Below are 20,534 nucleotides of genomic sequence, written 5' to 3'. Positions count from 1 at the left end.
AGAGTACGACATGATTTGTTTTGCGGCCTTCAACTGCACGTTCCTTCTCCTTCGCCGTGTTCAAAAGCCTCTACTCATGAAGCTTGGGACAGGTGCAGCTTGTCTGGTCTTCACCACATCGATTGCTCACGCGGCTGGCTCGGGCATGCCATGGGAGGCTCCGCTCGAACGCATCCTGGAATCCGTGCAGGGGCCGGTTGCCAAGATCGTCGCCGTTATCATCATCACCGTCACCGGTATTTCGCTTGCCTTCGGCGACACCTCCGGCGGGTTTCGCAAGATGGTCCAGGTCGTGTTCGGCCTCTCGATCGCCTTTGCAGCGAGCTCCTTCTTCCTTTCCTTCTTCTCGTTCGGCGGCGGAGCCCTGATCTGATGCGCCCCGACGGCTTCGAACTCGTGCTCCATCGTTCGCTGACCGAACCCATTCTCATCGGTGGCGCACCGCGTGCTGCGGCCATCCTGATCGGCACCCTGTCGGCCGTTCTGGCGCTCGGCTTGCGGCTTTGGATCGCTGGCCTCGTGCTCTGGCTTGTCGGTCACGGCATAGCTGTTTGGCTTGCCAAGCGGGATGCCGCCTTTGTCGAGGTCGCCATCCGCCACACCAAACATAAGGGCTGGCTCGCATGTTGAATTTGAGAGAATTCCGCGCAAACGCCTATCGGCTGGCCGATTGGCTGCCCTGGGCATGTCTGGTGGCGCCCGGAGTTGTCCTTAACAAGGATGGCAGCTTTCAGCGCACCATTCGCTACCGGGGACCTGATCTCGACAGCGCCACCGAAGCGGAGCTGATGAGCGTGGTCTCGCGGGTCAACAATGTCTTGAAACGCTTTGGCTCGGGCTGGGCGCTGTTCTTTGACGCTACGCGGATCGAGGCCTCGGAATATCCGCACTCACAGTTTCCAGATGCGGTATCCTGGCTTATCGATGAGGAGCGTCGCGCCGCTTTCGAAAGCACGTCTGAGGAATCATGGGACGATCCTTCGCGGCCGCGCGGGCAGCATTTTGAAAGCGTGCTGCATCTGACCTTAATGTATCTGCCACCCGCCGAACGCGTGTCGCGTCTGGAGGGGTTATTCCTGGAACGTCCGAGGGAAAAGCAGGCTGCTGGACTGCGACAGCCTCAGCAACGCGCTCAAAAAGATTCTGAGGCGAGGCAAGAGGGTGATTCACCAAACGAGCACGTCTCGGAATTCGACGTTGAGCCTGGACAGCCTCGGCCATCGCGGGGCCATACATACCGGGATCACCTTGAGCGCTTCGTTCAGGAAACCGACCGAGCGATCGATCTCCTGTCTTCCGTCCTGCCCGAGATCTGGCCGCTTGGCGACGAGGAGACGCTGACCTACCTGCACAGTTGCGTCTCCACCAAGCGCCATCCGGTCGCTGTCCCCGAAATCCCGGCCTATCTCGATTGTTTTCTGAGCGACGAGCCGTTGACCGGGGGATTATCGCCAGCGATCGGCCGAAGCCACCTTCGTGCGCTGACCGTCCTCGGCTTCCCGGCCGTGACCTTTCCAGGCTTGCTCGACGAACTGAACCGGCTTGGCGTTGCTTATCGCTGGACGACGCGGTTTCTACCGCTCGATCGCACGCAGGCCCAAGCGACCCTGTCGCGGTACCGCCGCCAATGGTTCGCCAAGCGCAAATCCCTGGCTGCAATCGTGAAGGAGGTCATGTTCAACGAGCAGGCCGCGCTCATTGACACAGACGCCAGCAACAAGGCGATCGACGCGGATGCTGCGCTCACGGAGCTTGGCGACGATCTCGTGGCATTCGGTTACATCACGACGACCGTCACAGTTAGCGATGAGGACGCGCGCGCAGCCGACGACAAGATCCGGCTTGTCGAACGTGTGATCAATAGCCGCGGCTTCACCACGATCCGGGAAAGTGTCAATGCGGTCGAGGCCTGGCTTGGCGGTTTGCCAGGACAGGCTTATGCGAATATTCGCCAGCCGATCGTCCACACGCTCAATTTGGCCCATATGTGCCCGCTGTCGGCCGTGTGGGCCGGACCGGAGCGATGCGAGCACCTCGATGGGCCACCGCTTCTGATTGCCAAAACCAAGGGAGCGACCCCCTTCAGGCTTTCGCTGTATGCCGGAGATGTTGGGCACACCATCGTGGTCGGGCCAACCGGCGCGGGAAAATCGGTGCTGCTCTCGATGCTCGCACTGCAATTTCGCCGTTACCCGGATGCGCAGCTGATCACGTTTGACAAGGGACGGTCCGCTCGCGCCACGACACTCGCCTTGTCGGGCGCCTGGTATGAGCTGGGAGCCAAGGGCGGCATCGCGTTTCAGCCGCTGAAGGATGTTGCGGAGGAGGGGGCACGGCTTTGGGCGCTCGACTGGCTCTGCGGCGTACTTGCCCACGAACGCGTCACCGTAACGCCTGAGGTCAAGGAAACCGTCTGGTCCGCGCTCAAGAGCCTCGGCACCGCGCCCATTTGCCAGCGCACGATGACCGGACTCGTGGCGTTGCTTGCACGCGATGCCCTGCGTCAGGCGCTGCAGCCATACACCCTTGAAGGACCTTACGGCCGCTTTCTTGATGCGGACGCCGACCGTCTGTCGAGCGCCGACGTTCTGACCTTCGAGATGGAGGAACTGATGGCGCTGCCCGAACTCGTTGCGCCCGTTCTCACCTATCTTTTCCACACCCTGGATGCACGTTTTGACGGTCGCCCAACTTTGCTCGTGCTCGATGAAGCCTGGGTTTTCCTGGACGATCCGCTGTTCGCAAGCCGAATTCGTGAATGGTTGAAGACGCTGCGCAAGAAAAACGTGGCTGTGATCTTTGCCACCCAGTCGCTGGCGGATATCGCCGACAGCCAGATTGCGCCCGCGATCATCGAATCCTGTCCAAGCAGGATATTTCTGCCAAATCCACGCGCCCTCGAGCCGACCCAAACCGAAACCTATCGGCGCTTCGGCTTGAATGACACCCAGATCCGCTTGATCGCAGAAGCCTTTCCCAAGCGCGACTACTATTTGCAGTCTCGCGCAGGCAACCGCCTGTTCGAACTAGGACTCGGGCCGGTCGCGCTTGCACTCGTTGGAGCATCCTCGCCGGAAGACCAGCGTACCATCGAAGCGGTCTTGTCCAGGTCCGGCCCCCATCACTTTGCCGAGCGCTATCTCGCTGAACGAGACCTGCACTGGGCTGCGAACCTGATCAGCACCTTCGAACAGGCTCGCAAGGCCTGACCCCGAACCCGCAATCTCAACCTCTGGAGTGACTCATGTTCGAAGGCATCTGCCGCGTACCCGCTCGCTCAACTTTAAGAGCAATAGCGGCAATCGCATTATCCATGATTGTGGCCGTGAATGGATCACGACGGCTCGGCGCGCAAGGCATCGTGTTCGATCCTTCGAACTACAGCCAGAATCTCCTGACTGCCGCGCGAGCTCTTGAGCAAATCAATAATCAAGTCAGGAGCCTCGAAAATCAGGCGCGGTCGCTTCTCAACCAAGCCAAACACCTAGCGGCTCTTCCGACCAGTGTTGTCGGGCAGCTCACTTCGACGATCAACCAGATGAACAGCCTCATCGCTCAAGCGAAAAGCATCTCATTCGACGTTGAAAAGGCTCAACGGGATTTTGCGCAGTTCTATCCTCGTCAGTATGGGGCGGCCATCTCGTCCGACAAGATGGTGCAGGATGCCAGCGCTCGCTGGGATAACAGCTACGAGGGTCTGAAACAGACGCTCGCAATTCAAGCGGCTATTGTCAGCACCCTGGAGCTGGATGGCCAGACCCTTCGTACGTTGATGGCGAACTCGTCGGGGGCGATCGGCTCACTGCAAGCCCAACAGTCGGGCAACGAACTGCTGGCGTTGCAGGTCAAGCAGTCGTTGCAGACCCAGGCGCTGCTGGCGACCCAAGCGCGCGCGGACACTTTAAGAGCGGCCGAGCAACAGGCATCCGTTGCCGCCGCCAAGGAACGTTTCATTCGTTTCATCGGCGACGGGCGCGCCTACAATGGCCGCAAGTAGGAGAGGGCGTCATGGCTGATCTCTCCGTTATCGATCGCTTTACCGAGACCTTCTCGCGATACATTGACTCCGGCTTCGGTCTCCTCGCAGGCGATGTCTCGTTCCTGAGTTCGACCCTCGTCGTCATCGATCTCACGCTTGCCGGCCTTGCCTGGAGTGTGCGCGCTGACGATCAGGTCTTGGTGACCCTTGCGAAGAAGGTGCTTTATGTCGGCGCCTTCGCCTTTATCATCAGCAACTTCAAGAGTCTGGCCGATATCATTTTCACCTCGTTCTCGAGCATCGGTCTGAAAGCGTCGGGTGGCACCCTTAGTGCGGCCGACCTAACCCGGCCAGGGTTTGTCGCTGCCGCTGGGTTTTCCGCCGCGCATCCGCTTCTGGAGGAGACGGGCCAGTTCTCCGGATTCGATGTGCTGACCAATCTGCCGACGATCCTGATCCTGCTGTTTTGCTGGATTCTGATCGTGCTCGCATTCTTTGTGCTCTCGGTGCAGCTCTTCGTCACGCTGATCGAGTTCAAGCTGACAACGCTCGCGAGCTTCATCCTGGTGCCGTTCGCGCTCTGGGGCAAGACCGCCTTTCTGGCCGAGAAGACCCTAGGCAATGTCGTCGCTTCCGGTGTGAAGGTGATGGTTCTCGCCATTATCATCGGCATCGGGTCAACAATCTTCGGTCAACTCGCGAGCACACTGACGCGGCCGATCGATATTGCCTCGGCCATGAGCCTGTTGCTTGCGGCGCTTTCTCTGTTCGGACTTGGGATCTTCGGTCCGGGTATTGCCGCGGGACTTGTTTCGGGAGCGCCTCAGCTCGGTGCCGGCGCGGCCGCGGGAACGCTGGCGGGCGCGGCCGCCGTCGTGATTGGAGGAGGGGCTGCCGCAGCGGGCGGGCTCCGCGCTGCTGCAAGTGGATCGGCAACGGCAGTGCGCTCGGCCGCATCGCTAGCCGGAGCGGCTTCAGCAGCTAGCAACACGGTGGGAGGTTCAGCGGTCGATCAACTGTCGAGTCCGCGGAGTGGCGGCCCTGCTGCTGGCGGGAGCGCCACGGGCTCGACCTGGGGATCCGGCTCGGCGGGACGACCATCGGCGTCCGAGGCTGCGCGCGTTGCCGCCCATACCCTGAAGGAAGGTGACAAGGGCGGACATTCGTCAGGTCCGAAGCTGGGGGAGGACTGACACGTGTCTAGCCATCCCTTTGAGCGCGTGTCCGTTCGCTATGGTGAAACGCCGGAACCGGTAACGCCCTATCAGAAGGCAGCCCAGGTCTGGGACGAGCGGTTAGGCTCCGCGCGAGTTCAGGCGAGCAACTGGCGGCTTGCGGCGCTAGCCGCCATCGCCTCGTCTGGAATTCTCGGGTTGACGCTCCTGACCGTGATCGCCCGTTCGGGTGTTGTCCCGTATGTCGTCGAAGTCGATCGGCTCGGCGAGGTGCGCGCAGTCGGGCCCGCGCTCCAAGCGTATCAGCCCTCGGATGCGCAGATCGCGCATTTCCTGGCGCGGTTTATCGAAAATGTTCGTTCCCTGTCGATCGACCCGATCATCGTGCGAAGTAACTGGTTGCGTGCCTACGACTTCGTCACCGATCGCGGTGCGTTAGCTCTAAATGACTACGCGCGCGAGGCTGATCCGTTTGCGAGGATCGGCTCTAGGACGGTCACGGTGGAAGTCACCTCAGTTGTGCGTGCGTCCAGCGACAGTTTTGAGATCCGCTGGAAAGAAAGCACCTACGAGAATGGCTCGATCGCCAAGACCGAGCGTTTCACAGGCATTGTCACCACCGTCCTCAAGCCGCCGGCCGATGCGCAGATGCTGCGCAAGAATCCGCTCGGCCTTTTCGTCCACTCCCTCAACTGGTCGCGCGACCTCATCGGAGACTCCAAATGAATTCTGCTGTCACCAAACCTGCGTCGGCCAGTGTGCTCGCTCTGTCCCTCGTGCTCTGCGGATGCGCCACCAAGCTCAACCTCGAAGCGCCCTACGACGAAATGACGTTCGAGCAGGCGCTTCCCGAGGCGGACCCGCCAAAGCCAGTCCAGGTCGTTGAGGTGCCGAAGATCCTGCCGTTGCCCGGTCAGCTAAAGCCTTATCCGACGAAGGGCGCAAAAGAGGAAAAGGTCCCGCCGGAGCAGACAATCGCGAAGGCTAACAAGGCGGCAAGGATGGAACCGACGCGGGCCGGATACATCAACGCCATCCAGGTCTATCCATGGACGGAGGGAGCCCTTTACCGGCTCTATGCGAGCCCCGAGAAAGTCTCAACGATCGTGCTTCAGGCGGGGGAGGAGCTGATCGACGTCTCGACGGGCGACACGGTCCGCTGGGTCGTTGGCGATACGCTAAGCGGGCAGGGCGGAGCCCGGCGCGTGCACATCCTGGTCAAGCCGACGCTGCCGGATATCCAGACTAACCTCGTGGTCTTGACGGATCGGCGCGCCTATCACCTCGAGCTTGTCTCTACCAAGCAGTCCTACATGGCTTCGATCTCGTGGACGTACCCGACGGATACGCTGCTTGCGCTTCATAAGCAAAACGCAGCTGCGGAGGTCAACCAGGAACGAGTGGCGGATCGCGGGGTGCGCCTCGACAGCCTGAACTTCCGCTATCGGATCGAGGGCGATGATCCGCCATGGCGGCCGCTGCGCGCCTTCGATGACGGTCGCAAGGTCTATATCCAGATGCCATCCGGTCTCTCGCAAGGCGAGGCGCCGCCGTTGTTTGTTACGGGCGCCGACGGCCGCCCAAATCTTGTAAACTACCGCGTGCGGGGCTCGTATTACATTGTCGATCGGATGTTTGGCGCCGCTGAGCTGCGCCTTGGCGAGAATCCCCAACGCATCGTCCGGATCATTCGCATCGACGCGCGGCCGGTTTCTCAGTCCATCGGCACCGGGAGCGCCTCATGACGAACGAGGATCAGGAATCCCCGGAGCCGTTGGAATTGCGAGCACGGCCGCGGCCAATCCGGCGTCTCAGCAGACGTGCACTCATGATCGGTTGCGCCGTTGCGGCACTATTCGTCGCTGGTGCGGCGATCATTGCGCTTCGGCCTCGTGCGTTCAGACAGGCCGAACGATCAGAGCTCTACAACACCGAGCGGAAGCAAACGGCCGAGGGCCTGAACAAGCTGCCAAAGTCCTACGAGGAGCTACCTCCCTCAACGCCCCGTCTCGGTCCTCCATCGCCTGGTGATATTGGCCGCGCCTTCGCTGAGAACGAAAAAAAGGCGGGCACCTCGGATCTCAGTTTCCGCAGCAACCCGGAAGAGGACGCAGAACGGGCCGAGCGCATTCGTCAGGTGCGCATTGCGCAACAAGCCAAGGAGTCCGGATTGTTCTTCAGACTTTCTGAGAAGCAGTCCAAGCGCAAACAGGCGAGCAACACCGAGGCGGCAGCCAACCCACCGTCCTCGTTCCGCCCACTGTCGAGCGATCAAGGACTATCTGCTGCAGAGCTGGCACAGGCCGCGCGAATGATGGTCGACCGCTCCAACGAGTTCATCCCATCTTCACAGGCGCGAAAGCTCATGTTTGTCGGAGCAAAAGCGGACACCGAGACCACTAATCCTCACGCGCTTACCGCAGCACCTTCGAAATTTGCCGTCATGGCGGGCTCGATCATTCCGGCGAGTCTCGTCACGGGGCTAAATTCGGACCTGCCTGGCGCGACAATCGGTCAGGTCACGGAAAACGTCTACGACACGGTGACGGGCGAGCATCTGTTGATCCCGCAGGGCACGCGGCTTGTGGGCAAATACGATAGTGTCGTCGCCTTTGGCCAGAAGCGGGCGCTCGTCGTCTGGACGCGGCTGATCTTGCCGAACGGTAATTCGATCGTGATAGAGAACCTTCCGGCGACCGATGTCGCAGGCTATGCCGGGCTCGAGGACGAGGTGGACTTCCATACCTGGCAGTTGCTCAAGGGCGTGGCGTTAGCAACGTTGATCGGGGTGGGGACGCAGCTATCGATCGGCAACGACGAGAGCGATCTCGTCAAGGCACTGCGGGAAAGCACGCAGCAAACGACCAACCGTGCAGGGCAGCGGCTGGTAGAGCGTGAGCTCGACGTGCAGCCGACGATCACGGTCCGGCCGGGTTGGCCGCTACGGGTGATTGTTTCTAAGGACCTGGTGCTGAAGCCATACCAGGACGTTCAGGCAGTAGCGAAGGGCGAGTGAGGGATGAAGCTTGCGAAGCTGCCCGATCGGACACCGGTCAAGATGAATGTTGTGTTGGCGCCAAGCCTCGCGAAGCGGCTGTGCGAGTACGCTGATTTCTATGCGGAGAGTTACGGCAGCAAGGAGGAGGTCGCCGAACTGATACCATTTATGCTCGAGGCGTTTCTTGACAGTGACGCAGATTTTAGGAGAGGCAGCAAGAAAAGACACGGCGGATCGATGGGCGTTGCATCCTAGCTGCAACTCTGCGCCCTATTTCGCCTTACCTCCAAGGCGACGGATCGTGCGCTCAACCGCTTCAACGGATTTGTGAAGGCGTTCGAGCAATGTTCTGAGCTCCGCTTCCGTCGCCTCTTCCTTGTGGAGGTTATGGCTAGCTACGAACGCGTCCACCAGGTGGTCAATGGAGATGCTCGTCCTTGCCGAAAAGCAATCAGATGCCGGTCCAGCGACAGCGGAGGCAATCTCTCCGTCGCCTAACAAGGTGATTTCCACGGAAGCATTCTCGAGAACCGCGCATTCGATCACTTGGGTCGGAATTTCGATCGAGGCTACCACGCTTCCTGTCGATGCATCACGGTATCCAACGGTTGCAGTGCTTTGGCCGCATTTGGCGAAGGCGCCAAAAGTGAGGTCCACTTGTTCTGTTGACATAGCTCTCTGAACTTGCATCAGAAGCCGCTAACTTAGTCGCTTTATGACTCATAGTCTATGGGCTGATGGTGCAGTTTCTCTCGATTTTCCTGCATGCGCTTGCAGGACCGAGTCGGCTTAAATATTCAGGAGTTGCGCCGGGCAAAGAAACTCAGCCAGGAGGAGCTCGCCGACAGGTGCAAGGTCCATCAGACCTATCTCAGTGGCGTCGAAACGGGCAAGAGAAATCCCTCTCTCTTAGTACTTGAGCGGATAGCTAGGGCTTTGGATGTCGACCCCGAGGAGCTAGTTCATCGTCGACGACGGCGAACCGGCGGACCCGCTGACTCTTAATCAGCGGGTCCGCCGGTTCGAGCGCTGGCGCGCCCACCATAGCAAAATCAAGCACTTATAGAGATTGTTGGAGTCTCGTTCCGACAACCCGAGTCAGCGGTTGTCACGACAGTGGTCTGCTCTCTCTCATTCGGGCAGCGCGATGTCGCGGCTGGTTGCCAATCTGAAGAATAAGAACAATAGGAGCCGGGGTTCGATTCGCGTCCCCGCTACCACGGGCGACGATTTTGTACGCCAAACTACGATCTTCGATGTGGTACTCCTGACGGTAGCGGTTCGAACGCGCTTGCACGGATTGTCTCAGCTGCGAAAGGGCGGCGAACCTTCTGAAAGTCAGATAGGTGTCACAAGTGGGGCGTTGCGGGACAGCTGCCCGAAGAGGGGGCGAGACCGACGGGCTCGGACGCAGGGGAAGGCTTCCCCCTTGTGTCGACGCAGGTCAGGTCCCTTCAGCTTTCGCGTGGGCCATAATAGAAGTTTGCCGAAAAATAGTCGATCAGTTCGGCAGCCTGGGTGCCTTGTCTGAAACGCCGCTGTTCCTCGAAGTCGACGGAAGGGATCATATGGATGAACTGGTGGTCGGCATAGAGTGACATCACCGCTTCGGGATCGAGCCCACCGGACCGCAGGCCTGCTATATTGTTTGCCGTTTCAATCGCGGCACCAATCATGACGTCAGCCAGTTGCACTGCTGGACTCGCCTTGGAATCAACCTGTGTGACCTCGGTGAGCTTGAGCGGAAATTTGAGTGATGCAATCTCGGTTTGGCGAAACTCGATTTCCTGGTCGTGATCGATGAAACGCTGCAGCAGGTTATGGTAAGTGAGTAGATTTTTTGACCGGTCGTGCTCGACGCGATAGGGCCCGTCTGCCATCACTTCCATTCGGCTGATGAGCGACTGCAACACTATCAACGCTGCGTCGGTGTTTACGCCGGGTGTCGCGATTGCTGAGAGACATTCGGGTGCGGCGTACTGGGCGAGTGGTCCCAGGCCCTCGGGGAATTCGCGCCAGCGGGTCGCGCGCACTGCGGCAACAAGTGTCGTTAAAGCCTCCGGCGTCTTGTCCTTGACGGCATGTTGGAACGCCGCGAGTATGTTATCGAAGGCCGCCTGTCCGAGAAAGGTAGGGCCGGACATCGTGAGCAACGACGCCATCGCGAAGTTCTGCCCGTCCTCGTAAAAATCGATGCCCCGTTCGTCGTAGAAGGGCTCGACGGCGTAGTCCACGAACATGAGCACCAACAGATAGCGTTTGTCGCAGACATATGTCACGCATTTGTAGTGGGTGAGAAGGTCGCCTTGCAGCGAAAGCAGCCGCTCGTGATTGGCGGGGCGACGCGATAGCGAACGATACTTGAGCTCTGGTGCTTGGAGCCGGGGAAAGTGTTCCTTGATGAGGCGAGCGGCATCTTCGTCGCTAATAGCAATCGCTGAAGCGCCCTGGAAACGCTGGTCGGTGTTCAGAAGGTCAAACCCCGTGTATCCACTTTCGTCGATACGAAAACACTCCATGTCTACGTATCCTGGTAATGGGGGCACGTTTTAGCGATCCTAAAAGAATCTCCTTGGGAAGCTATGCCTACTGGTGTTCGAAATCGATGGGCCGGATCGCGATAAGAGAAACCGCCAGGTGCTTGATAACCACAAGGTCGTGAGTGCTCGCGCCGCTTCAAGCTACTCATATGGTAATTCGCCGAACAGACCGATCATGAGGTCACCGTCGAGTTGCGCGAATGGGATATCCACGTAGTGATCCGGATGACGTGGTTTGGCTCTACCGTCGTTCGGTCCGTTCCTGGTGTGCCCCCGCACCTGCTCACCGTTTTCCTTGATGTAGGGCAAGATAACCAATCGACCGTGGTTTATTGAGCGGATGGTGCCTTCCTTCCATAAGGTGTTGCCCTCAGACTCTCTGGTGGACACGGTATGTTTGACCTGCCAGCCGACACCGCCGTCCTCTTCGTACCAGAAGACGATGCCGTTCGAGACCAGCACCTTCTGGCCGTTGGCCAATGCTTCCGCGAGCATGCGCTGCACGCTTGCGAGCTGTAGCAGCTGATTGGCGCGCGGCAACAAGACTTGGCGGATCTTGGCTTTGGTCTTTCCCCAATGCGTGTCGGCGCTGCAGCCGAAACCGTTTGCGATCCGTGCGCGCATGGCCATTGTTGCGGATCGCTCACCCGCCATGTAAGGCTTGGACCAACTGTTGTCGTGTGAGAGGTATAGAATGGAACGGTGCCAACGGCGAGCCGGCTTCCCGACTATTGCGACCCTCAGATAAGGCATGTCTGAAAGCTGTTCGCTCAGTTCATGGCGGAAGGGCTCTGATTCCGCCGGGAGCACGATGGCGGTTGGGTCCGGCCGTGGATCGCTCGCGTGCCTGCGCCGTGCTTCGGCGAGCATAAGCTCCTCTTCGTCGCGAAGGCGCTCTTTGGATTGCAGATTCTTCGCGACTTTAAGCTGAAGCGAAAGCTTTCTCATGGCCTCCATGTCGCGCGCTGCAAGTGCGTCGTGGAGCGTCTCGTTGAGAGCGGCGGCGGCCGACAATGCGGCCTCGCGATCCGGATAGACGTCGCCGCGTACATGTCCATTCTCGGTCGGCACCCTGCGATCGCGCCAGATTGGAGCCTTTTCGCCCTGCTCCACCAGTTCTTGCATCAGCCAGTTATCGTATAACGGGCGATACTGCGGCCAGACCGCCAGCGCGGTATCAAAATCGCGGGCGCTGTCTCCCCATTTCATGGACAGTCTCCGAAACGATCAGCTGTGGCTTGGCCGCCTTCCGCGCGGCGCCATATCAGTTGTACTCATCAGTCTTTTCTGTATCCTGAGATCGTGGAGAGATCCACGAGGCTGGGATAAGGAAGTCCTCGTCATCGCGCCAATTGGCAACTCCAACAACCCCATCCACGTCACCCCAAGCATTTCGGTCTGCGTGATCTAGAACGATAATCTGAACGCGGGCCTCAAAGCTCTTATGGGCGCGCGCGAGGCTGGAGAAGATGCGCTCGGTGCTCTCGATGTCTGTCAGATGCCTGCGGCGTCTAGGCCGCTGATCCTGCCCACCTGCGGGCTGTTCGCCTTTGATGAATGCGTCGAATGTGTCGCTCGGAAAATAGACCTGGCTGGGCTGATCGATGACGAGGAAGGAAGGTACTGGATTGGTCGTGCCACGCGCTAGGAACACACCGTGAAGTGCCAGAAGCGCGGCCAGATGGTACGCCATCCAATTCTCTCCGCTGCCGATCTCCCACAGATAGTCAGGGCGATTTGCTCCTTCTCGTTCAAACTTGATGTTTAACTCACGTTCGTCGAGGACTGGTTTGCCTTCCGCACCGGCGACGCCCATCGCCTCGATGAATCTGGGGATATAGCCTGATATCTGATTGTGAGCCCGTTCTGCCCGGCTTTTTCGCTCCAGCTCATTGGCTTGGGCGTTGAGGTCTGCGATCTCCTTGCGAAGCGCCTCTGCGCGCTCCGCGAGTCCACTCTCGCCTTCGACCTCGCCGAGCATGTTGAGAGCCTGCTCAGTTGAGCCAATAAACCGATAAACGTTCTCCAAGCTTTGACTGCGGCCTTGCTCGATATCGACTTCGGCTTCAAAGACCTGTCGCGTCTGCCGTAATGCCAACAGATCCCGCTCGTGTCGCAACAGTTCCTCTTGGATTACGATGATATCTCGATCGACCATCGGCTTGGTCGAAGTGGCGCTAGCTGCGAGGGCAGAGAGTTCGGCTATGGGCTCTTCCAAATTAGCGAGTGCCTGTTTGGCAGTATCCGTATCAGATCCACACAGAATGCACGTCTCTGCATGGGTTTGAGCCTTGAACCATCCAACTCCAACCACGCTCGCCCGTTGCTCTTGCAGGATTTCGTCATAGTCAAGCACCGAGCGAGCTAAGCTCTTCAATTTGCGAAGCCGTCGTCGATCCGCGCTAATCTTGGCGTCAAGATGTTCCTCGCGCCGGCGAATGTCTTCGAGCCGCTCGACGGCAGCCGTCACTCTGCCTGCCGTAGCGATCGTATGGCCACCGGCATTCACGACCTTCTGGAGGAGCCCGATCAAGAGCTGCAGGCTTTCGGGCGGTTCGCCAGGCGGAAGCAAGCTAAGCTCTTGAGCGCGATAAAAAGCACCCCGCGCATTCGCCTTCCAGTTGTCGATCGCATCGCGTCTTGTCCGTAACTCCGCTTCTATCTGACGAAGTTCGTCGCGAAGAAGCCTTAGCCGATGGGCGCGAACCAAATCTTCATTAGTCACAATGCCCATGGCCAAAGGAAGCACCTGCTGGAGCTTGGTGCGGTGAGACTGCGAATCCGCTTTGAAGAGAAGCGTGTAGGGATTAGCGACTATATGCTGTGGCAGCAGATTAAAGGATGCCATGTCGCGAAAGCTTGCTCGGCTTTGCTCCCCTTCTGGGACGATGCCTAGATTTGACAGGCCTGACATCGCATCGAACATTGCTTTCAAACGCGCAACATTAATAGTCGGCGTTGGCCGCCTAGGGAGTGGGCCCTCGGTGTCGCCACCTTGCTGTAGCCAGATGTCGTCCGAAATCTGACGAGCGGCTGGTTTAGGACGTGCGATCCGCATCGGACCCACGTCAGTCTCGATCTCCAGCCCGTACCAAGATGCAAGATCGCGGATGTAGCCAACCGGTATCGAACAGGTTCCCGACCCAAGAACGTAATTAATAATGTCGACGATCGAGGACTTACCCGTACTGCTCCAACCGGTCACTACGGACACTTTATCGATATCGAAGGGTACCCTTCGCGGATCGTGGTTTGGGTCCTCCGGCCATACGACGACCGCCTTAATGAAAAGTTTCATCGACTTAAAACTCTATAACGAGTTGACGTTGAATCACCTCGAAGGGGTCCAGCGCAAACCATGCGCCGAGCCTTTTGGCTGCGGCGATCATTTCTCCTGAGCCGGAGGGCTCTCGCAGAGAGACCGGCAAATCTGCCCCACCCAACGCTCGAAACGTGGGAAAGCCTCTTCCACCGTCGCGCTGGAGGAGCTCTGACGCAACACCGAGCTGCAGCGCTAAGAGTGACGCGCCAAATGCCCCTTCTACCCTTGACTGCAGGCCACCCAGCAAATCAGGCCTTTCGGCGACTACCTTGAGAAACCGACTATCAAAGTTCATGCGGTGTACTTTGTCGAGAGTATCTCTGTGAAAGAGAAGGCCCGCACCTACAAGAAATATTGGCAGACTCGGAGCTTGTCCTCCCGCCGTTTCTCCGTACTTTCGGGCCAGATGCCAGAAACATCGGCTGAGGAGAGCAGGATTGCGTGCAAGAAGCTCCTCGTGGTCATCTCTCATGCTGTGCCTCCCTAGAAAAGTTCGGATCCCACCAAACCTCATCTTCCTCCGCGAGACGATGATAGTGCCCGGACGTCATGTAGAGCTCGTCGCACATTTGGCCATCGAGACTTTCACGGTGCTCATAAGTAGTGTCCGCGAGCACTGCCTGGCCAATGGTAGCGTTTTCGGATCCTGCGAGCTCTCGTCTTTTTCGGCGCATTACGTTACCCCAACGCTCCCTAAGCCGATTTGAGCGGTTGCCCCACTCGGCGACGGGCACGTCTCCGGCACGAACAAGACGGTGCTTCTCGATGCTGAACTTGAGGAAATGATCGACGGCTTGAACGACGTCTTCGTTTTCAGCGCTGATCCGTCCGAGATGTTCGACGAAATTTCGCGCGAGTGCGCCCTCACGGTCCTCCTCGCTGATGAGGATCTCAGCGGATGGACGAGGGAGGAATCGTCTCTTGGCTTGCTTTTCCTGTAGCGCGTAGCTCTGAGTAAGGACCTCCTTGCGTGTAATCACACCCGGGCGCCCCTCAGACCATTCGGTCCGGAGCTTTGTCGTCAGCCATCCTAGAAGTCCGTTCAAGATGTCATCTGCATCGGCTCGAGGATTCAGACCGAGCCCGTTTGCTAGATTCGCTCTCTCGCTCGCGGGATCTTCAGCCTCGACGATCTCAATCGTTTCGACAAGCGCGGCTAGGTCTTCGTCACTCCTGGATAGCACGTCGTCAATCAGAGCCTGTGCTTTTGACCTGCTGCGTTTTGCTCCGACATCCCGCATCACTTTGACGACTTCGGTGGCTTCGATCTCTCGCTTGGCTTGCTTCTTGAGCAGAAGCGCGATCGGAGACGACACCCATTGATTGACGAAGAACAGCCGGCGCTTGACAAAATGACCGTCTGGACCTTCTCGATGGCGAAGCCAAATCTGTAGTGTACGCCAAAAAGCTCGGCTTCGATTGGCTAACAACTGAGCGGTCGGCTGAGAAGAGCTCTTGTCCTGCTCGACCAGGACGACCTTGCCGTCGCGCATGGTGACGACGTCGTCGACGTGTTCTACTGCAACAGCAAGATCGCTGCTCGCCGCGAGCGCCAAGTGGTGTAATGCACGATCGAGCTGCAGGATGTAGCCTGCGGCCTGTGCAGCGACGGTATTATCGTGGCTCGAATCCAAGACCTTCCGGCCGGCGCAATTGGTCATTAAAACATGCAAAACATACAGTTGTGGAAGTGGTTTGCCTATCGTCTGAGTAAACCAATCCCCAAGTCGGAAGTGCGTTGGCACCGACGGCGGAACATTCCGAGAACGAATGAATCGGTTCTCCGCCGCGTGAGGACAGGCACCACGCGAACAAGTTCAGCGTGGGTGCGCGGGAACCTGTATCAAGAGGTGACCCTGATGTATTTGACTTTGTTCTATTTTTCGAGGTGTTAAGCCGCTGCGCTGAAGAGCAAGTAAAGATGATTGCCGGTCGGGGATTTGAACCTAGCCGGTCTGAGTTGGCGATGGAGTGCGTAGGAGCTGGAGCTTTTGACCGACTTCCGAGACTTCAGCTCGGGAGCTAGGGTCTTTTCCGATAGAAAAAGGCCCCGACAATTCGCAGTCCTCTTTTCCCGAACAGGAGCTGGCTCATCGTTCTCGCCAGTCGAAACCCATCATTCCGACAAAGAGAAACGCCCTTGCGGCCTCAATGCAGTTCTATCGTCCCATTTGTCGGAATGGCTATTGATTTTCCTTGTAAATCACACGCCGCTTATTCAGCGGGTCCCAGGTTCGAGCCCTGGTGCGCCCAACAGTCCTTTCAAATACTTGCAAGGGTTTGAAGCCGGCCGGGCTTTGCCCGTGGCACCGATTTGGCACCTCCATACATCGGTTTCGGCAGCCTGAATTTTCTGGTGGAAACTGTCGCTGACGAGCAGCGAGGGTTGTAGGGAACCCCTTGGAACCCCAAGTAAAGAAACGCGCAAACTTCGGGGGCCAGAATGGCCGAGTTTTCTGCGGCCAGACCTTGTCGCATCCTTAGCCTAGACGGCGGGGGCGCTAAAGGCTTCTACACCATCGGTGTGCTAAAAGGACTTGAGGGCCTGCTTGGCGCCCCTCTGCATAGGCATTTCGACCTCGTCTTCGGCACTAGCACCGGGTCGATAATCGCGGCGCTCGTCTGTTTGGGCTGCCCTATCGATGAAGTCCACCAGCTCTACCGCGACCATGTCGTGAAGGTGATGGGAAAGTGGTTTCCGTGGACCAAATCGCAAGCATTGCGCGAACTTGCCGCTGAGGTTTTCGGGAACAGGGATTTCACTGCCGTTCAGACGAATATTGGCATCGTCGCGACGCGGTGGAATTTTGAGACGCCGATTATCTTCAAGACCTCGGTTGCCCAGGCGCACGGAGATCACGGCAACTTCGTTCCCGGGTTCGGCTGCACTATAGGCGACGCGGTACAAGCCTCATGCTCGGCCTACCCGTTCTTCCGCCGGAAGCTCATCGTTACCGGCGACAAGCAGAAGATACTGACGGCCGACGGCGGCTTCTGCGCGAACAACCCCACCCTATATGCGATCGCTGACGCTACCGAGGCGTTCAAGGTGCCGCGCGAGCACATCCGTGTCGTGAGCGTAGGAGTGGGCGAATACCCAACGCCGAAGCGCTACCTGACGCTTTCCCATTGGTTCGGCTACCTGTTCACAGTCCGCCTCTTGCAGCGGGTTCTCGAGATCAACACGAAGTCGATGGACCAGCTTTTGCACGTCCTGTTCAAGGACATCGCGACGGTGCGCATCAGCAATAAGTACACCGAGCCGAGAATGGCGGCCGACCTTTTCGAAGCGGACCTCGACAAGCTGGACCAGCTCTACCAGCGGGGCCGCGAGTCTTTCCGCGAGTACGAACCCGCATTGAAGAAATTGTTTTGAGGAGGGCGGCGTGGCGATTCCCGAAAATCAGCTCGAAACTTGGACCCATATCGGGGCGGCGGCGCAATCCGCCGCCACATACCAGTCCATCAAGGGCGTGATAGAGAGCAGCAATGCTCCCTACGCGTCCCGGCGGATAGACTCATTTCTGCAGGGATCTTACGGAAACGACACGAACGTGTACGGAGCCGATAGCGACGTCGATATTGTTCTGCGGACTAAGGCATTTTTCCACTACAACCTCGATTCCCTGTCCGAAGGGGAGAAGACCGCGTTCAGGACCGTGCACCCGACGGATTCTAAATACCAGTTGGCAAACTTCCGGGATGACGCGATCAAATGGCTGTACGACCAGTATAAGACCGACCTCGACACATCTGGAAAGAAGGCGCTGCGTTTGAAGGCAACCGACAACCGCCGCAGCTCCGACATCCTGCTTGTCGCGCCGCATAGGAAGTATACGCGCTACTACAGCGAGCAGGACAAGCAATGCGTTGACGGGGTTATGTTCATCACTACCGACGGAACCAGCATCATCAATTACCCGAAGCAGCATTCCGAAAACATGACGTGGAAGCATCAAAACACCGAGGAGCGGCTAAAGCCGACGGTGCGCATATTCAAAAACATGCGCAATCGTCTAATCCGGGACGGCAAGTTGAAGAGCGGCTCCGCACCGTCCTATTTTATCGAGGGAATGCTGTATAACGTTCCTGCAAACCAATTTGTCAGGAGCCGCCAAGCTACCGTCGAGAACTGCTGGGGATGGATCAATAACTGTAATAGTCATGCTGATTTGACGTGCGCCAACGGCATTCATCCGCTCGTTCGCGACAACACGCACACGTCGTGGAGCGTACAAGGCTATATCGACTTCTTGGAAGGCGTCCGACGGCTTTGGCAGGGGTGGCCATTCTAACGGGTCGTTGCGTTAGCAGGACGGCACATTTTAGGGCTTCTGGCTGGCGAACTAACCACTATATGAGGGAGAGTAACGACCGGAGTAACTAATGTTCTTTTGGATAGCGATTCAGGACAAGACCCAGGTCTCGCCCGACCACTCGGGTTGGATGACCTTGCGGGAAGCTTTGGCAAGCGGGCGAAAGGCGGTCACTGAGGGACGCCGTGTGATCGAACTGCGGGAGCCCTCTGGCCGTGTCTGGAACGAGAAGGAGCTTGCGGAGCGCATGGCTTCCGAGGCGTAAACCGTCCAGTGAACTCTATGGCCTCGTTCGATCCGGACAAGCCGCGCCTAGTGCACGACGGCCTCAACCGGCACCACGTTCGAATGGCGGCCCGAATGGGCGGCGAACCACCGGGCGCACGCCGCTCCATGAGATACGCCCGGCGTTGTGTTGTGGGACGGATTTCTGCTCGATGGCTGGTCAGCGACCCAGTAATGATTTCCGTAGCCTCTTGCGGCTGTTGCCGACCTTCTTGACCGCCTTCTTCACGCGATGCCGATCGGCAGGGACTTGTCGTGGCTGTTGGGCAGCCCGAGCATGTCCGTGTAGTCGCCGTGCGGGGAGCGCAGGCACATGATGCCGAAGTACCTAGCGCCGTCGGGCGTGACGGCGTGATGCTCCTCGGCGATCTCGTTGGTGGAGGTCGAGCATGAAGCGGGGACGGGGACGTGGGAGGCGGTCGGCTCGGGGACGGAGCTCGTCGTAAGACACGGCCTTAGCGCCGCTGTGTAGCATCAGCGTCATGGTAGGCTCATGCTTTCGGGGATCTTCCTGCCCAATGCACCGCACGAAAGAAAAGGCCCGCCAAAGCGGACCAGCGTCAAGCGACGACGGATAGCTTTGGCGGCTTCGGCTCGAAGTCGCTGATGAAATATACCTTTCCGAGAAGCTCGACTGCGACGCTTTGGTGTTTGATCTCTTTGACGAAGCGGAAGATGAAGTCTCGCACCAGCTGGATATCCATGGCAAAAGCGGGCGGCTCAATGATCGTGTAAACGATATGAGTTGTCTCTTCGATCAGCACGCCCGTGTCCGTGTTCTGCCACATACCTGTAGCGGGTGCCAAGCGGGCTGCCCCCTCCGGTTATGGTTGTGAGTACATACGCGGCTTCGCGGACCCAAAGTTCGATATCGACGATGAATTCGGCCTGGGCATTGCGGTCAGGAAGATAGATCGCAAAGCGGTGAGACTCGATGACATGTGCGTTAGGGAAGGGTGATGTCGGTCAACGCTTGATGCTTCTGCATCGTGGCACCGATTTGGCACCCTGCAATTGGCGTGGTGCGTGTGATAGCCTCAACGCGCTATGTATACGAAAACCACTGCAGCGCAAGCGTTTCCGCGATTTTGAGTGCAGGGTGTGGCGTAAAAAGATATCTGACTCCTAATCAGAGGGTCCAGGTTCGAGCCCTGGTGCGTCCACCGATCTTCCAATATATCAATGGATTGGATGATCCTCGTGGAGGGACAAGTGTCTCTGGCGCGCTTGGATCACGATTGGGTCACTCAATGGATTGACGAGTTGGCGAAGGCTGAAGGAAGCGAGAGCTAGGTTCAGCCATTTGCGAGCAATGGGTCTTTTCGCGCTCTTTTCTCCGAAACTTCCAGGTCATGGCGGCCGACTGAATGACACAATGGCGGTGCGCTCGATCACCCGCGGAAAGCGTCGAAAGTGTCCACGAGCTGGTCTTCTTCCGAGCCTGACAACCCGATCGCAGGACCGTGGGGAGGGAAGATGAGCAGCGACAAGGTCATGTCGTGGTATTCGGAGAAAACCACAGACTCGAGGACAGACTCGCGCGGATTCCATACGCCTGGCGGATGCTGAATCTCTGCTACGCCTGCGCCGACACCGAGTGCCGCGAGAGAGCGCTCCGGCACCGGCGTCGTTATCTGCTTGGCCTTGAAGAACACACCCGACGCGAACAGCGGGTCACTCCCCCAAGACCAGTCGATGAAGCCTTCTTTGCTGACCACCAGCATGGCCCGACGCTTCGTCCTTTTCAGCCAGTTTAGAACGACTGCGGTGAGCGAAACCTCGTAGCGGTCCCGCAGCACTTCGAATTGAGCCAATGTCGGCTTGATGAAATCGCGTGTTTGTTCGCGGAAGTCGTCGGGAGGCATGAGGACGAAGGCGGCAAAGCTGTTCGCCTCCGCCTCCATTCCACGTCCACATGT

General features: G+C 58.3%; 21 protein-coding genes. 13 read left to right on the top strand and 8 right to left on the bottom strand.

Annotated elements, in window-relative coordinates; genetic code table 11:
* The first annotated feature begins 76 nt into the window (after positions 1-76).
* From YUO_RS0125575 to YUO_RS0125535, 9 genes are all read left to right on the top strand, one after another.
* Entirely contained in the window at positions 77-373 is a 297-nt protein-coding gene (locus YUO_RS0125575) for a TrbC/VirB2 family type IV secretion system protein (protein ID WP_035727612.1), read from the top strand.
* On the top strand, positions 373-630 hold the full coding sequence (locus tag YUO_RS0125570) for a VirB3 family type IV secretion system protein (RefSeq protein WP_028349832.1): 258 nt from the start codon (positions 373-375) through the stop codon (positions 628-630). Before YUO_RS0125575 ends, YUO_RS0125570 begins: the two co-directional genes overlap by 1 nt.
* Positions 624-3,209, top strand: coding sequence for a conjugal transfer protein TrbE (gene trbE / locus YUO_RS0125565; RefSeq protein WP_028349831.1), 2,586 nt, complete (start codon positions 624-626; stop codon positions 3,207-3,209). The genes YUO_RS0125570 and trbE overlap by 7 nt, the downstream gene beginning before the upstream one ends.
* Before the next feature lie 35 nt (positions 3,210-3,244).
* A complete protein-coding gene (trbJ, locus tag YUO_RS0125560; protein ID WP_051379650.1) occupies positions 3,245-3,997 on the top strand; it encodes a P-type conjugative transfer protein TrbJ in 753 nt (250 codons plus the stop codon).
* 11 nt (positions 3,998-4,008) lie between these two features.
* Complete coding sequence (gene trbL, locus YUO_RS0125555; RefSeq protein WP_028349829.1) at positions 4,009-5,172, top strand: P-type conjugative transfer protein TrbL; 1,164 nt, start codon at positions 4,009-4,011, stop codon at positions 5,170-5,172.
* Between the two features lie 3 nt (positions 5,173-5,175).
* Entirely contained in the window at positions 5,176-5,880 is a 705-nt protein-coding gene (gene trbF, locus YUO_RS0125550) for a conjugal transfer protein TrbF (protein ID WP_028349828.1), read from the top strand.
* The gene (gene trbG / locus YUO_RS0125545; RefSeq protein ID WP_028349827.1) at positions 5,877-6,899 is read left to right on the top strand and encodes a P-type conjugative transfer protein TrbG; all 1,023 of its coding nucleotides are present in this window, start codon (positions 5,877-5,879) and stop codon (positions 6,897-6,899) included. The genes trbF and trbG overlap by 4 nt, the downstream gene beginning before the upstream one ends.
* Positions 6,900-6,982: 83 nt before the next feature.
* The gene (locus YUO_RS47910) at positions 6,983-8,170 is read left to right on the top strand and encodes a TraB/TrbI/VirB10 family type IV secretion system protein (protein ID WP_235782825.1); all 1,188 of its coding nucleotides are present in this window, start codon (positions 6,983-6,985) and stop codon (positions 8,168-8,170) included.
* A 3-nt stretch (positions 8,171-8,173) separates the two neighbouring features.
* The gene (locus YUO_RS0125535) at positions 8,174-8,407 is read left to right on the top strand and encodes a DUF2274 domain-containing protein (protein ID WP_028349825.1); all 234 of its coding nucleotides are present in this window, start codon (positions 8,174-8,176) and stop codon (positions 8,405-8,407) included.
* A gap of 15 nt (positions 8,408-8,422) precedes the next feature.
* On the opposite strand, the gene YUO_RS0125530 is transcribed toward YUO_RS0125535, so the two are convergent.
* The gene (locus YUO_RS0125530; protein WP_156908768.1) at positions 8,423-8,824 is read right to left on the bottom strand and encodes a hypothetical protein; all 402 of its coding nucleotides are present in this window, start codon (positions 8,822-8,824) and stop codon (positions 8,423-8,425) included.
* A 93-nt stretch (positions 8,825-8,917) separates the two neighbouring features.
* Here YUO_RS0125530 and YUO_RS0125525 point away from each other — a divergent pair, with 93 nt between their 5' ends.
* Positions 8,918-9,157, top strand: coding sequence for a helix-turn-helix domain-containing protein (locus YUO_RS0125525; protein WP_028349823.1), 240 nt, complete (start codon positions 8,918-8,920; stop codon positions 9,155-9,157).
* Between the two features lie 449 nt (positions 9,158-9,606).
* Here the strand turns inward: YUO_RS0125525 and YUO_RS0125520 are convergent, their stop codons facing one another.
* The 5 genes from YUO_RS0125520 to YUO_RS0125500 form a co-directional block, all read right to left on the bottom strand.
* Positions 9,607-10,671 (bottom strand): DUF3800 domain-containing protein, encoded by a 1,065-nt coding sequence (locus YUO_RS0125520; RefSeq protein WP_028349822.1) that lies wholly within the window; start codon positions 10,669-10,671, stop codon positions 9,607-9,609.
* 162 nt (positions 10,672-10,833) lie between these two features.
* Positions 10,834-11,901 carry a hypothetical protein gene (locus YUO_RS0125515; protein ID WP_028349821.1) on the bottom strand — a complete coding sequence of 356 codons (1,068 nt, stop codon included), beginning with the start codon at positions 11,899-11,901 and terminating at the stop codon, positions 10,834-10,836.
* Positions 11,902-11,956: 55 nt separating this feature from the next.
* Positions 11,957-13,990 carry a DUF3732 domain-containing protein gene (locus YUO_RS41695; RefSeq protein ID WP_051379649.1) on the bottom strand — a complete coding sequence of 678 codons (2,034 nt, stop codon included), beginning with the start codon at positions 13,988-13,990 and terminating at the stop codon, positions 11,957-11,959.
* A 4-nt stretch (positions 13,991-13,994) separates the two neighbouring features.
* Entirely contained in the window at positions 13,995-14,486 is a 492-nt protein-coding gene (locus YUO_RS47905) for a three component ABC system middle component (protein ID WP_083754709.1), read from the bottom strand.
* The gene (locus tag YUO_RS0125500) at positions 14,476-15,675 is read right to left on the bottom strand and encodes an ABC-three component system protein (protein WP_028349819.1); all 1,200 of its coding nucleotides are present in this window, start codon (positions 15,673-15,675) and stop codon (positions 14,476-14,478) included. The genes YUO_RS47905 and YUO_RS0125500 overlap by 11 nt, the downstream gene beginning before the upstream one ends.
* A gap of 782 nt (positions 15,676-16,457) precedes the next feature.
* Here YUO_RS0125500 and YUO_RS0125495 point away from each other — a divergent pair.
* The 3 genes from YUO_RS0125495 to YUO_RS0125485 all read left to right on the top strand — a co-directional run bounded on the left by YUO_RS0125495 (position 16,458) and on the right by YUO_RS0125485 (position 18,595).
* On the top strand, positions 16,458-17,390 hold the full coding sequence (locus tag YUO_RS0125495; RefSeq protein ID WP_028349818.1) for an anti-phage phospholipase: 933 nt from the start codon (positions 16,458-16,460) through the stop codon (positions 17,388-17,390).
* Between the two features lie 10 nt (positions 17,391-17,400).
* The gene (locus YUO_RS0125490; protein WP_028349817.1) at positions 17,401-18,309 is read left to right on the top strand and encodes an anti-phage nucleotidyltransferase; all 909 of its coding nucleotides are present in this window, start codon (positions 17,401-17,403) and stop codon (positions 18,307-18,309) included.
* Positions 18,310-18,400: 91 nt separating this feature from the next.
* Positions 18,401-18,595, top strand: a complete 195-nt coding sequence (locus tag YUO_RS0125485; RefSeq protein ID WP_028349816.1) for a hypothetical protein — start codon at positions 18,401-18,403, stop codon at positions 18,593-18,595.
* Between the two features lie 580 nt (positions 18,596-19,175).
* On the opposite strand, the gene YUO_RS0125475 is transcribed toward YUO_RS0125485, so the two are convergent.
* Both YUO_RS0125475 and YUO_RS47900 read right to left on the bottom strand, forming a co-directional pair.
* Positions 19,176-19,379: a hypothetical protein gene (locus YUO_RS0125475; RefSeq protein WP_156908766.1), complete on the bottom strand. Its 204-nt coding sequence runs from the start codon at positions 19,377-19,379 to the stop codon at positions 19,176-19,178.
* Between the two features lie 627 nt (positions 19,380-20,006).
* Positions 20,007-20,519, bottom strand: a complete 513-nt coding sequence (locus tag YUO_RS47900) for an ImmA/IrrE family metallo-endopeptidase (RefSeq protein WP_051379648.1) — start codon at positions 20,517-20,519, stop codon at positions 20,007-20,009.
* Between the last annotated feature and the right edge of the window lie 15 nt (positions 20,520-20,534).

Origin of the sequence: Bradyrhizobium murdochi, from assembly GCF_000472965.1 — a bacterium.
GTDB classification, from domain to species: domain Bacteria; phylum Pseudomonadota; class Alphaproteobacteria; order Rhizobiales; family Xanthobacteraceae; genus Bradyrhizobium; species Bradyrhizobium murdochi.
The sequence above is the reverse complement of the archived record's forward strand: the minus strand, read 5'-3'. Positions and strand labels throughout refer to the sequence as shown.